Source organism: Sinobaca sp. H24, from assembly GCF_023845525.1.
On the sequence record NZ_JALBWT010000005.1, the window covers coordinates 106,812 to 119,913 of the forward strand.

Below are 13,102 nucleotides of genomic sequence, written 5' to 3' on the forward strand. Positions count from 1 at the left end.
CTAAAAGGCAAGACCCCCTGCAGCGCCCATGCTTAGGGGAAACTAGAGAAAAAGGGCTCCATTTCAACCATAGAGCCCTTCTTTTCCTATACCGCCTGTTTTTTTCCTACTACTGACAGTTCCAATATTTCTGCAATATCCATCGTTTGGATATCCTCTTCTACTTCCTTGGCTTTTGTTCCGTCGGAAAGCATCGTCAGACAGTATGGGCAGGCGCTTCCGATCATGGAAGGATTGACGTCCATCGCCTGTTCCGTTCTGGCCACGTTGACCCGCTCTCCTTTGTCTTCTTCCATCCACATCATGCCGCCGCCTGCTCCGCAGCACATGCCATCCTGCCGATTCCGTTCCATTTCCGTTACCGTAAGGCCCGGAATGGCTTCAAGAATATCTCTTGGTGGATCATACACTTCGTTGTATCGTCCGAGATAGCAGGAATCGTGATAGGTGATGGTTTCATTAACTTCATGTGAAGGTTTCAGCCTGCCTTCTTTTACCAGCTCGGCCAGAAGTTCAGTGTGGTGAAACACCTCTACGTCCTCAAGACCAAATTCCGGATATTCATTTTTGAACATGTTGTACGCGTGCGGATCAATCGTTACGATTTTCTTTATATCATTTTTCTGAAATTCGCTGATATTGGCAGCCGCAAGCTCCTGGAATAAAAATTCATTTCCAATCCGGCGCGGGGTGTCCCCTGAATTTTTTTCTTTGTTTCCGAGAATAGCAAAGCTGACGCCTGCTTCGTTTAACAGCTTCGCAAAGGACTGAGCAATCTTCTGACTTCTCTTGTCATAAGATCCCATCGACCCTACAAAGAACAAGTACTCGAATGTTTCTCCCTTTTTATTCATTTCTTTTACGGTCGGCACTTCAATATCCTCCCGTGTCTCCCGCCAGTTTTCTCTTTCTTTGCGGTTGATTCCCCAAGGATTTCCCTGCCGCTCAATGTTCGTCATAGCGCGCTGGGCATCCGGGTCCATTTTGCCTTCCGTTAACACAAGATAACGGCGGAGATCGATAATTTTATCAACGTGTTCATTCATCACCGGACACTGGTCTTCGCAATTCCGGCAGGTCGTACAGGCCCAGATCTCATCTTCTGTAATCACGTCGCCGATCAGGCTTGGATGATAGGCATCCATCGCTTCTTCCGGGCTCTGAGCGGCCAGCTGGTTTCCTTTTGTGCCGCTGAATGCATAGGCCGGCATCCACGGTGACCTGGAAGTAACAGCAGCCCCTTTTTCCGTTAAATGGTCGCGCATTTTAAGAAGCAGATCCATCGGGGAAAGCATTTTTCCTGTTCCCGTTGCCGGACACATATTCGTGCAGCGCCCGCACTCCACACAGGCATATAGGTCAAGGAGCTGCTTTTGATTAAAGTCTTCAATTTTCCCTACGCCGAATTCTTCTTTCGTCTCGTCTTCAAAATCAATGGATGCTAATTTCCCTACCGGCTCTGTCCGACCAAGCCATACATTGGCAGGACCCGCAATTAAATGAGCGTGTTTGGACTGGGGAACGTAGACAAGGAATGTAAGAAGAAACAACAGGTGAGCCCACCAGAATACGTAGAATAGCAGGCCGGCCGCTCCGGCGCTTAAAGGTGAGGCCGCAAAAGCGATCGCAGATGCAATCGGCTCAAAGCCGGTTAACGATTTATCGAGCCAAATAAATTCCATGCCTTTGGCAAGCATTTTTGAGACCATCAGCCCGCCGATAAAAATAAGCACAAGCCCTGCCTTCCAGTTTCTTTTCAAGCGTACGATTTTCTCCACATAGCGGCGGTGGAACGCCCATACCACGGCGATAAGTATCATAACGACAACAGCTTCCTGGAACAGCGTAAATATTGGATACAAAGGCCCGAGCGGCAGGTGCGAACCTACGGCCAGTCCTTTCCAGATAATATCAATCGCGCTGAACTGAACGAGTAGAAATCCGTAAAAAAACATAATATGAATAATACCGCTTTTTTTGTCTTTTAATAATTTTTTCTGGCCGAATACATTGACGACGATATCGTTCCAGCGTTCTTTCGTGCTGCGGTCAAATTCCGCTTTTTTTCCGAGCTTTATATACGTATAGCGCGTATACACAAGCTGGCCGAACAGGAACAATGCGTAAGCGGTTACAAGAATAAAGGCAATCCAGTTAACGATGATGAATGTTTCCATAAGATGTATCGCTCCTTTCAAAATGTGATTCTTCATTTTATATAAAGAACCAGTCAGCGCTCTTTTATTATTTATTAACTACAGTATAACAAAAAACATAATGAATGAACATTCAGTCATAAAAATATTTTATCTTTTTTATGTGATGCTGCTTTTCAAACACCTGAATCGCTTATTTTCACACAGAAAACCAGTCTGCACAGGCAGGCTGGTTTTTTATTTAAAAAAGCTATTATGCTTCTATTGGGCTGCCGGTAAACGCCGATTCATAAATTTTCCGGATATCCTCTCTTTCAAGCGTGAGGGGGCTTCGTGCCAGGATTCTTTTTTGTTTCACCCCGTCGTCGGTGAGCGAATCCAGTGCAGATTCAGGTACATTAAAGCCCTGCAGCGTTTTGGGAATACCCACCTCTTCTACAAGATTTTCCAGAGTTTCAATCAATTTTTTTGATCCTTCTTCCTCTGTTAACTCCCTTCCATCAAAACCAAGAGCTTCATACATTTCTTTCATGCGCCTTTCGCTGCTTCTACGGATATAGCTCATTACGTAGGGAAGCAGGACAGCGTTCGATTCCCCGTGGGCAATATGAAACTGTCCGCCCAGTGGATAAGCGAGCGCATGAACGCCCGCCACCCCTGCATTGAAAAAAGCGAGTCCCGCAATATAGCTGCCGTGGCTCATATCCGAACGGGCTTCTTTATCATTCCCATCCTTTACTGCTGCCACAAGGGAACGCCCGATCAGCTTGATCGCATGCAGGGCCAGGGCATCCGTTGCAGGACTTGCAAACTTCGAAATATACGCCTCCATCGCATGGGTCAATGCATCCACCCCGGTAGCGGCCGTTACTTTCGCAGGTACGCTCATCGTAATTTCCGGATCTACAATGGCCGCGTCCGCCAGCAGATAGTCATGAGTGATAACATCTTTTGTACTCTCCAGGCTGAATACCGCGATATTGGTTACTTCTGATCCGGTTCCGGCGGTCGTTGGAATTAAAATCTTAGGAAGTCCCTTGCTGCTGATTTCACGGTTCCCGCTTAAATTCAAATAGCTCTCTGCCGTTCCTTCATGGGTGGCAAGCACGGCCGCAGCTTTAGCCATATCAAGAGCGCTTCCCCCGCCAAGACCGATAACTAATTCATAACCGCCTTTTCTAATATATTCGACCAGGCTTTCCCCTGCCGCAATAGGTGGTTCCGGCACTACTTTTGTATATACGTCTGTTTCATACTTTTGATTTTTCAGAGGAGAAATTACTTTTTCTACTATTCCAATATCCTGAAGCACTGGATCGGTTACGACTAATATCCGTGCCGGGCTGTGCTTTTCCACTTCTTCCACCAGATGGGAAAGAGATCCCCAGCCTGTATAGGAAAGCGGGGTAAAGACAAGCTTTGCATCCGTCATGCTCTCACTTCTCCTTTTTGGTAATTATTCATAATACCCTTCTGTCGACTTGCGGAACTGTTTAAACTGCGCGGAATCATGGCCGTACCAGATCTGGGACCCTGTTTCATCTGCCAGCTTTTTTATTTTCTCCACGGTTCGGACGAATCCAACTGAATCATAAATGATGCCCGGCGGCTTAATCGGAGGCCCATAGCTTTCCGCTGTATAAATTGCATCTGAAGCCAGAATAATACCGCCCTGCTCGGGCATGTTTATATGAAGTCCAAGCATTCCCCATGCATGGCCGCTCCCGAAATTTAACAACGTGACCCCATCTGCCAGCTTGAGAAAATCTTCATTTTTACGGATCGTTTTCCACTGCAGGCCGTTTTTGATCCACGCATCTATATCTGCCCAGATATACGCGCCCGCCTGCTTATGCCTGGCATAACTCTGAAGGGCTCCATTTAATTCATCTTCATGCACAATCACCTCGGCATTTGTAAACATTTCCAGGCATCCGGCATGATCGAGATGAAGGTGGGACGCTACTACATATTTAATATCTTCGGGCCTGACGTTCAACTGTTCAAGCCGGTTATGCAGGTAGCATTCTTCCCCCGCCTCCCATGGAAAAGTTTTCTGGGTGGCTTCTATCCATCTGCCTTCCGGCCCCATCGAATTTGGATTGCAGGCAGTATCAAATAAAATTTTCCCGTCAGGATGATCGATCAGCACCGTATAAATCGGGAACTCTACAAACTCAGCCGGTGCATTCGGATTGTCTACGGTTGCCGGGTTGTGCATAGCGATCATAAAATTTTTGTCCATCTTCATGCGGCCGTTGTCCATGACGTACAGTTTCGGCTTCGGGTGATTAATATTAGCCATTTTCTTTCCTCCTCATTATTTGTTAAGCGCTTACAAAAAATGAATAAGTTAGAAACATCGTTAAAAGACAGATACCCCGAAAAAATCACCTCCAAACTAAACGGAGACGCTCAAATCAGGGCATGCAGAAAGCCTCCAGGCACCTCACATGTGAACTGATAAAGGATACAGCATTTTATATTTGGTATAAAGCGCTTCGTATTTTTTTGAATCGCCGGCATTGTATCTTCGTTTTTCATGCCGGGCCAGAACGTTTGCTGTATAAGCATCATAATCAGGCGACCAGCCTAGATAAACAAAAGCCGGTGCTGCCGCCCCCAGGCACGGAAGCAGATCCATGTCTGCGGGGATGGTCCAGCTTTTATTTGTCACATCCGCCAGCACGCTGCACCATTCTTCATTGCGGGCGCCTCCTCCGATCAGCGGAACAGCTTTTTCTTTATTCTTTCCGTCTGAAAACTGTTCCAGGGACTGAAGCACATGAAAGGCGAGGCCTTCATACACGGCACGCACGAGCTCCTTTCGACCGGTTTCTTTTTTTATGCCGGTAAATACTCCAGATGCTTCCATATCCTGCACCGGAAACCGCTCACCCTGCAGATACGGCAGAAACAGCAGATCCGGAAAAGGTCCGTTCACGAGAGCTGCTTCTTCGCTCATCTTTTGATAAGGGTATGCTTCCTCTCCGTACCAGGTTTCTGCTGCCCATTCCAGCACGCTTCCGGCATTAAGCAAAGGGGCAATGACGATATAAGCCTGCTTTGACGGGTGCAGCAGCTGAAAGATTCCTTCGCGGTGGTGGTCCAGTTCCGGACTGACGCTGGCAATCCATCCAGTCGTTCCCATATATACATAGGCCTGTCCGGCTGCCGCCGCCCCTGCTCCAATTGTAGTAGCTCCTGCATCTCCGCTTCCACACAATACGGGGAGACCGGATAAAAGCCCGCATTCCCGGGCAGCTTCTTTATGAACACTGCCTGCCGTGTCATGTGCTGCATGAAGGAGCGGAAGTTTATCTTCCGGCAGGCCGCAGGTAGTTAATTCTTTTTTCATCCAGCTTTGCTTCTTCAAATGAAACATTCCCGTAGTGGACGCTGTGGTAGGGTCCGTGCAGGCATTTCCAGTAAGCTTGTAAATAATATAATCCTTTGCTCCAACTAGAAAGCAGGCTGTTTTTTCAAACAGCTCCGGTTCATGCCGCTTCAGCCACAGGAGCTTAGGCGGAAGCATCGTGCCGTTGAACGGATTGCTTTCCGCTGTGGAAAAAAGACCGGAGAGTTCATCCGCCTCACTGTCCGCCCTTGCATCACTGTATAGTACTGCCCGGCGCAGCGGCCGGCCCTGCACATCTATGGGAATGCAGTCCTGCATCTGTCCGCTGAATGATAAAGCCAGAATGTCAGCGGCGGCCACGCCGCTTTTCTGCCACTCTTTAAGAATAGAACAGAAATGCTCCCACCACTCTTCCGGATCCTGCTCCACATGTCCCTTTTCCGGATAGTACGTATGAATGTCTCTTTCTTCGGTATATTTAATACTTCCGTTTTTATTTATTAGAATCCCTTTAATCGAGGTGGTACCAAGATCAAATGCCGCTGTATAGTTCATCTTTTTGTCCTTTCCTGCTACACTTTTTATTCATCTTCTATATTCAATAATGAGAGGAGCCGCTTCTGTGAAAATTGTAGTTCTCGGGGACACCCATATGCCTAAAAAAGGCGCCCGCTTTCCTTCCAGGTTGATACAGGAAATAGAAAACTGTGACCTTATCGTTCATACAGGAGATATTCAGGAAATTGCTTTTCTGCAGGAACTTGAACATTTTGCACCAGTAAAAGCCGTCGTCGGCAATACTGACGGGGAAAAAGAGCGGGCCCGCCTCCCGGAACGGGAAATTTTTACTGCCGACGGCCTCACTTTCGGTCTTGTTCATGGACACGGGGAGCGTCTAACAACAGAAAAGCGGGCCGTGGCTGCATTTTCTGACATGGAAACAGCTCCTGACTGTATTCTGTTCGGCCACTCCCACCTGCCTCTGCTCCGCTATGTAAATAAAACTCTTTTGTTTAATCCCGGTTCTGTTACGGACAAAAGAAAACTGCCGTATTATTCCTTTGGCCTTTTATATGTTGAAAAGCAGGAAATAAGAGCAGAACACGTATTTTATCAAGATAAATCATAAAAAACGAACAAACGTTCTTATTTAGGTTGTTATTTTTTCTATTTTCCCCCTTTATAGAGTAAGGAGGGGAACAACATGACCTGCCAGTTTATGAAAGACCTCACCGTAAATGAACATTGTCCCTGCCCTGCCATGGAAACCTATTTGAAAAATCAGCATGCCGTGCTGGATCACCCGCTTATTCAATCGTTTCTGCAGGAAAATCCCCACCGGCAGCTGCTGGCCGAGTATGCCTGTCACTCTTCATCTGAAGCTAAAGAAGCGCTTGACCGCGCCTTTCACTCTTTTCTGAGCAGTATTCGTCTGCTTCAGTATGTCAGTAAAACGATTCGCTGGGAAGCCGTTCAATTTGATAAAAAACAGCGAAGATATACAGATAAACATGTTTATCATGACGGTGGGAACGATTATGAAGAAAGCTTTCTTTCCCATACTGCTGTCAAAGAAGATCTGTCTTTGGAAGCGCAGGTAGCCGAGAGAGAAGTGCATCTTGAGAAAAAAATAGAAAACAAGGAGCTGTATGAAGGACTTTCGTTCCTGACCCCCAGACAGATTGAAGTGCTTCAGCTTTTGTACGATAAAGGATTAACGACAAAAGAAGCCGCCGCATGTCTTCATATTACCCAGCAGGGTGTCTCCAAAATCAACCGTCAGGCGTTAACGAAGCTTAAAAGCTGCCTGGAAAGGAATTCGTATGAGCGCCCTGTATGATATTCCGATGTTCATTCATCTGGTGGCCAACTTCGGTTTTCCCATTATGATTTCTGTTTACCTGCTGATGCGGTTTGAAAAAAGAATTGAGCGGCTCGAAAAAATCCTGGGCGACCTGGCGGAAATGATTAAATTCATGTCCAACCGATAACAAAAGGGGACCGGCTGAAGAGCCTGTCCCCTTTTATTACTTATATAGCTTCTCCAGCGCTTCTCTTGCATGTCTGTCCAGAACCGCTTCCGACCTGGCCTGCCTTACAAGTGCTTCTGCTTCTTCTACTTTTTCTGCAATGCCCAGTTCCAGTAATACGCCTGCGGCCACACTACCTGTGCGGCTTTTTCCGCCTTTTCAGTGAAGAACCGCGCTTTTATTATTTTTTACTGCTTCTGCTGTAAAAGCAATGGCCCTCTGCATTTCATCAAGAGGTGTCGGCCCTCCGTTTACAAGCGCAAAGGAAACCGTTCCTTCTTTAGAAACCGCTCCCTGCAGCGGTTGTTCCGCTTCCGCCCGCAGATCAATCACGTAGTCTGGATGCATCTGCTGAGCCGCCTCTTCTGCCTCTGTTTCGCCACACAAAAATAATTTTTCAAAAACATGGCCTGCCGTCATTCATTTCCCTCTTTTCTATAATAATAATTGGCCGAGCAGTGCCCCTGCGAGTACGACGACCCATGGTTTCGCTTTCCAGAAAACCAGAAGTCCAAACAACAGCACGGCCAGGGCCGCTTCTATGGAGCTCTGGACGGCACTCGTAAAAATAGGATCATAAAAGGCTGCCGCTAAAATGCCTACTACACATGCATTAATCCCGTACAGGGCTCCCTGCATGGAGCGATTCTGCCTCGCTGTATTCCAAAAAGGAAGCACTCCGGCAATCAGCAGAAAAGCAGGAAGAAAAATAGCCGCTGTTGCCAGTATGCCGCCGGGAATACCGGATGCTGCGGTGCCTAAATAAGAAGCAAAGGTAAACAGCGGACCCGGTACCGCCTGAGCCATTCCATACCCTGCCAGAAATTCATCAGCCGTCACGAGCCCGGCTGGAACGACTTCTCTTTCCAAGAGTGGGAGCACGACGTGGCCGCCTCCAAACACAAGTGCTCCAGCCCGGTAGAAGCTGTCCCACATGTCAAACCACCATGTGTTCACCAACGGGCGCAGAAGCGGCAGTATCACCAGCAGACCGGCAAATCCGGCCAGAAAGCCGGCGCCGGTTTTTTTCGATAAGGGAACCGGCATCGGAGTTGTGCTTTCATTAGCTTTTCCTTTATATAATATGTACCCGGCAGCACCTGCTGCTGCAATTAAAACAACCTGGCTGAATACTGTCTGCCAGACTAGCAGCACAATAATCGTCAGTACAGCGATCGTTGCCCGATTCCGATCCGGCGCCAGATTTCTCCCCATTCCAATCAGCGCCTGCGCTACAATAGCTACTGCGACTACTTTTAACCCTTGAATCCAGCCGGCATCTGCCAGGCCGTAGCTCTGCAGAGCAAGGGCAAACACCATAAGCACCACTACAGAAGGCAGTGTAAACCCGAGAAAAGAGATAAATGCCCCTAGCAGGCCGCCCCGGAGGAGCCCTATTCCCATTCCGACCTGACTGCTTGCCGGCCCGGGAATGAACTGTGCCAGCGCAACGAGATCGGCATATTCTTTTTCTTTAAGCCAGCGTCTCCGCTCCACGTATTCCTGCCTGAAAAAAGCCAGGTGGGCAATCGGCCCTCCAAATGAAGTCAAGCCGAGTCGAAGCGAAATCATAAAAATAGACAGCAGGCTCGTTTCTCTTTCTCTCATCTCATCTCCCCCTGTTTTTTTACTTTTTTCAATGTATCATAAATAAAAACCTATCTGTATGACCTGCGCTTATTGTAATAAAATCTAAATAAAATTCGAAAAAGGACGATCGGCTTACCGCCCTGCTTTTACGGGTATTGTATAAAAAACGGCTTTTTATTTACAAGGAAGGCAGGAATGGCTATGGCCTCTCACTATAAGGTAATTTTGATTGAAACAACAGTAGAGCAGTCTTCGTCAGCAGAAGAAGAAAACGGTATGCTGGAGGCATCATTTCCCACTTTGCAGCGGGCACTTGCTTTCCAGTCCGATCTCGTAAAAGAGCTGCCCGAATGCCATACGGAACTGATTCATATGACAGAAGGGGATATCGTGTCACTTGATCCGCCTGTACCACCGTCGACCCCTGTTAAAGATTTATTTTTTGAAACATACCAGGAACAGCAGGAACCTGAGGAAAAACCGGCCCGCTCTTTTTTCTGGAAACTGCCCCTGCTCAAACGATTCCGCCAGCAATAAAAAAAGATTCCAGTTATCACGAAGAGATAACTGGAATCTTAAGGCTGTCCGAAAAGAAAAAGGACAGCTGTTTTGTTTTACATTTCTTCAGGAGCATGTACGCCAATCAGCGTCATCCCGTTTTTCAGTGCATACTGTGCGGAAGCCGCCAGCTTCATGCGCGCCTGGGAAAGCGGTACGTTTTCCGGATCCACGACGCGGTTTGCATTATAGAAGCTGTGGAAGGCTGAGGCCAGTTCATGCAGGTAGTTGGTAATCCGGTGCGGCGCACGCTTTTCCGCCGCAAACACCACCGTCTCTGGAAACTCCCCGATTTTCTTTAGAAGCTCCATCTCTTTTTCGGTGCCGATTTCTTCAATCTCTGCTTCGGGATTATATGGAATACCTTTCTGCTCGGCGGAACGAAGAATGCTTGAAATTCTGGCATGGGCATATTGAGAATAATACACGGGATTTTCATTGGATTCTGATTTAGCCAGGCTTAAATCAAAATCAAGATGAGTGTCCGGGCTTCTCATCGCAAAGAAATAACGTGTTGCATCTATTCCTACCTCTTCCATTAAATCCTTAAGCGTTACGGCTTTTCCTGTTCTTTTGCTCATTTTAATCCGTTCGCCGTTTTCATAAAGGTTCACCATTTGAATAATCTCTACAGCAAGCTGATCTTTGTCATATCCGAGCGCCTGGACGGCCGCACGCATTCTAGGTATATAGCCGTGATGATCGGCGCCCCATACGTTGATCAGCTGTTCAAATCCGCGTTCAAACTTATTATTATGATAAGAAATATCCGGCAGAAGATAGGTAAAGCTGCCATCATTTTTCACAAGAACCCGGTCCTTATCGTCCCCATATTCCGTCGAACGGAACCATACAGCTCCGCCTTCTTCATAGGTTTCGCCTTTCTCTTTAAGGAACTCAAGAGCCGCTTGTACCTTCCCGCTTTCATAAAGAGAGGTCTCGGAAAACCATACGTCAAATTCCACCCGGAACTCCTGAAGAGCCTCTTTCAGTTTTTCCATTTCGCGCTTCAGGCCGTACTCTTTGAAAAAGGCGAGCCTTTCGGCTTCATCAATGCTGATGTATTTATCGCCGTGTTCTTTTGCAAGGTCTTCCCCGAAACCTTTTACATCCGCTCCCTGATAGCCGCCTTCCGGCATGCTGCTTTCCATTCCCAGCGCTTCCAGGTAGCGGGCTTCAATCGAATAAGCGAGGTTGTTGATCTGGTTCCCGGCATCGTTAATATAATATTCTCTGGACACATCATATCCTGCTTTGGCCAGAATATTGCAGATCGAGTCACCAACAGCCGCTCCACGCGCATGACCGAGATGAAGATCCCCTGTCGGATTGGCAGAGACAAACTCCACCTGCACCTTTTTGCCATTTCCATGGTTGGTCCAGCCGTATTCTTCTCTTTCCTGAAGCACAGCCGGAATAATGTCTTTTAAGTAGCTGTTATCGAGGAAAAAGTTAATAAATCCTGGTCCTGCAATGTCTATCGTTTTGATGGAAGCGGCATCTTTATCTATCTCAGCTGCCAGATCTTCTGCGATTTGGCGCGGAGGTTTTTTGGCGATCTTTGCCAGCTTCATCGCCATATTAGTGGCGAAGTCCCCGTGTGCCTTATCCTTCGGCGTTTCCAGCACTACCTCAGGGATCTCTTCCCCGGAAGCCAGGCCGGCTTTTTCAACGGCTTTTATAATTTCTGTTTTTAGTGTGTTTTTCATCTGTTCTGCAATGTTCATGTACTTATTTTTCCTCCTCTATCGCAATTGTTATGTCGTACCTGCCTGCTTCTTCTCCCTGCAGCTTGAGGTCATAGCCGAATTGTATCCTGCCCGAACGGCCGTTATCCTCCCATAAAGCCGCAAGGTGATGGGTCTGTACTTCTGTGGCCATTTTCCCAAAAGGCATTTCGTATGTGCCTTCTGTCATCTGCCCGTAGATATATAACTGGCGCATCGAAACAGATCCGGAGCGGAGAATCAGCATTTCTGAATCCCCTATTTTAAGCGTAGTGTTGACTTCGCCCATCTCCTCCAGCTTTTCCGTAAATAATACGTATATCCACTCGTTTTTGTGAACGAGACTGCCTTTGGCGGAAAGGCGGATTTCATCCTTTTCCCCATCCTGGGTAATTTTTGTGACCATTTCTACGTTCACTGGTGTTTTGGCGCTGGGTTCCATTGCTCTCCTCCCCTCTTCTGCTGTTCTGTCTTATTGTCCAATATGATAAAGTGTAGCGTGTCACTACTGGCGTTGCAAGCACAATCAAAAAACGGTCCCTGCTTTTCCGGGTGAATGCGTAAAAAGATGCGACATCGGCTGACATCGCATCCTGCGTGGTTCTACTCTCCAAATACAGTGCCCTTATTTTCCGTCCGGAGCTTTTTAAAGGCCTGCACAGCAATAGCCGTATCCTGAACCCCTGTGCCTGTCAAATCACAGATGGTTATTTGATCGGAAGAAGTACGGCCCGGTGTTTTTTCATTGATAATCGTGCCAAGTTCTACAATGGAAGGGTCACCAGGCGCCAGCAGGCCGGCTGATTCTGCATGATGGAACTCGCCAAGGCGAAAGACCTGTGCTTTGGAATCGCAAACCTTTATGTCTGCTGCGGCCAGGGCTTCCGGCGCTATTTCATTTTTTTCTTCTGCGTCTGACCCCATCGCCGTAATATGAAGTCCCGGATGAAGCCATTCTTTTTTTATAAGCGGCGTTTTGGAAGGAGTCGTCGTAATAACTACATTGCTCTGCTGCACGGCCTCTTCAATAGAAGCAGCTTTTACCGGCACCTTTAATTCCTCTTCCATTTCTCCAATGTAGGCCTGTACCCGCTCTTCTTGGCGCCCATAAACGCGCACTTCCTCGATATCCCGGACGAGAGCCAGGGCGCGGAGCTGAAAACGGGCCTGGGCTCCTGTACCGATGATTCCGGCACGAACCGGTCCTTCTTGAGCCAGATATTTAGAAGCGGCAGCACCGGCTAATGCTGTACGAATATCTGTTAAATAGCCATTATCCTGAAGAAAAGCGTCCAGGATGCCCGTTTCTGTGCTGAATAACAGCATCATCCCGCTCAGGCTGGGAAGCCCTTTCCCAGGATTATTGAAAAAGCCGGAGGAAGCTTTTAAAGCAAATTGGCTCCATCCTTTTACATATGCTGTTTTTACGTCTACTTCTCCGTTATTTTCAGGAATATCCACCCGCAGCACAGGCGGCATCGTTACTTCTCCGTTATCGAGTTTTTCAAATCCCTCTTCAATTACGCTAAGCGTGTTTTTATCAAGCTTGATACAGCTGCGGATCTCTCCTTCAGAAAATATATACATAAAGACCGCTCCTTCCATTTATCCGTTTGCTTTCTCTTTCCCGAAGAAAAAGCGGGTTATGCAGGAAACTGCCTGAATTCACATTTCATTTCTTCC

General features: G+C 47.4%; 14 protein-coding genes. 4 read left to right on the plus strand and 10 right to left on the minus strand.

What is annotated here, in order from left to right:
• Positions 1 to 86: 86 nt before the first annotated feature.
• From MMY81_RS09280 to MMY81_RS09295, 4 genes are all read right to left on the minus strand, one after another.
• The gene (locus MMY81_RS09280) at positions 87 to 2,177 is read right to left on the minus strand and encodes a (Fe-S)-binding protein (protein ID WP_252312610.1); all 2,091 of its coding nucleotides are present in this window, start codon (positions 2,175 to 2,177) and stop codon (positions 87 to 89) included.
• A gap of 232 nt (positions 2,178 to 2,409) precedes the next feature.
• Entirely contained in the window at positions 2,410 to 3,588 is a 1,179-nt protein-coding gene (locus tag MMY81_RS09285; protein ID WP_252312611.1) for an iron-containing alcohol dehydrogenase, read from the minus strand.
• Between the two features lie 24 nt (positions 3,589 to 3,612).
• Complete coding sequence (ahlS, locus tag MMY81_RS09290; RefSeq protein WP_252312612.1) at positions 3,613 to 4,461, minus strand: AhlS family quorum-quenching N-acyl homoserine lactonase; 849 nt, start codon at positions 4,459 to 4,461, stop codon at positions 3,613 to 3,615.
• Between the two features lie 144 nt (positions 4,462 to 4,605).
• Positions 4,606 to 6,069, minus strand: coding sequence for a xylulokinase (locus MMY81_RS09295; protein ID WP_252312613.1), 1,464 nt, complete (start codon positions 6,067 to 6,069; stop codon positions 4,606 to 4,608).
• 67 nt (positions 6,070 to 6,136) lie between these two features.
• On the opposite strand from MMY81_RS09295, the gene MMY81_RS09300 reads away from it, so the two are divergent.
• From MMY81_RS09300 to MMY81_RS09310, 3 genes are all read left to right on the plus strand, one after another.
• Positions 6,137 to 6,643, plus strand: a complete 507-nt coding sequence (locus MMY81_RS09300; protein ID WP_252312614.1) for a metallophosphoesterase family protein — start codon at positions 6,137 to 6,139, stop codon at positions 6,641 to 6,643.
• Positions 6,644 to 6,718: 75 nt separating this feature from the next.
• Entirely contained in the window at positions 6,719 to 7,354 is a 636-nt protein-coding gene (locus MMY81_RS09305; RefSeq protein WP_252312615.1) for a sigma-70 family RNA polymerase sigma factor, read from the plus strand.
• Positions 7,338 to 7,505 (plus strand): YvrJ family protein, encoded by a 168-nt coding sequence (locus MMY81_RS09310; protein WP_252312616.1) that lies wholly within the window; start codon positions 7,338 to 7,340, stop codon positions 7,503 to 7,505. The genes MMY81_RS09305 and MMY81_RS09310 overlap by 17 nt, the downstream gene beginning before the upstream one ends.
• A 36-nt stretch (positions 7,506 to 7,541) precedes the next feature.
• Here MMY81_RS09310 and MMY81_RS33315 read toward each other — a convergent pair whose 3' ends face one another.
• From MMY81_RS33315 to chrA, 3 genes are read right to left on the minus strand one after another with little or no spacing between them, the layout of a single operon-like run.
• On the minus strand, positions 7,542 to 7,676 hold the full coding sequence (locus tag MMY81_RS33315; RefSeq protein WP_256497877.1) for a protein-tyrosine phosphatase family protein: 135 nt from the start codon (positions 7,674 to 7,676) through the stop codon (positions 7,542 to 7,544).
• Between the two features lie 27 nt (positions 7,677 to 7,703).
• Positions 7,704 to 7,964, minus strand: coding sequence for a hypothetical protein (locus tag MMY81_RS09315; RefSeq protein WP_252312617.1), 261 nt, complete (start codon positions 7,962 to 7,964; stop codon positions 7,704 to 7,706).
• A 15-nt stretch (positions 7,965 to 7,979) separates the two neighbouring features.
• Positions 7,980 to 9,152 (minus strand): chromate efflux transporter, encoded by a 1,173-nt coding sequence (gene chrA / locus MMY81_RS09320; RefSeq protein WP_252312618.1) that lies wholly within the window; start codon positions 9,150 to 9,152, stop codon positions 7,980 to 7,982.
• Positions 9,153 to 9,329: 177 nt separating this feature from the next.
• On the opposite strand from chrA, the gene MMY81_RS09325 reads away from it, so the two are divergent.
• Positions 9,330 to 9,671: a hypothetical protein gene (locus MMY81_RS09325; protein ID WP_252312619.1), complete on the plus strand. Its 342-nt coding sequence runs from the start codon at positions 9,330 to 9,332 to the stop codon at positions 9,669 to 9,671.
• Positions 9,672 to 9,748: 77 nt separating this feature from the next.
• Here the strand turns inward: MMY81_RS09325 and argS are convergent, their stop codons facing one another.
• The 3 genes from argS to MMY81_RS09340 form a co-directional block, all read right to left on the minus strand.
• A complete protein-coding gene (argS, locus tag MMY81_RS09330; RefSeq protein ID WP_252312620.1) occupies positions 9,749 to 11,419 on the minus strand; it encodes an arginine--tRNA ligase in 1,671 nt (556 codons plus the stop codon).
• A gap of 4 nt (positions 11,420 to 11,423) precedes the next feature.
• On the minus strand, positions 11,424 to 11,861 hold the full coding sequence (locus tag MMY81_RS09335; RefSeq protein WP_252312621.1) for a YwiB family protein: 438 nt from the start codon (positions 11,859 to 11,861) through the stop codon (positions 11,424 to 11,426).
• Positions 11,862 to 12,022: 161 nt separating this feature from the next.
• Complete coding sequence (locus MMY81_RS09340) at positions 12,023 to 13,006, minus strand: cyclodeaminase (RefSeq protein WP_252312622.1); 984 nt, start codon at positions 13,004 to 13,006, stop codon at positions 12,023 to 12,025.
• Between the last annotated feature and the right edge of the window lie 96 nt (positions 13,007 to 13,102).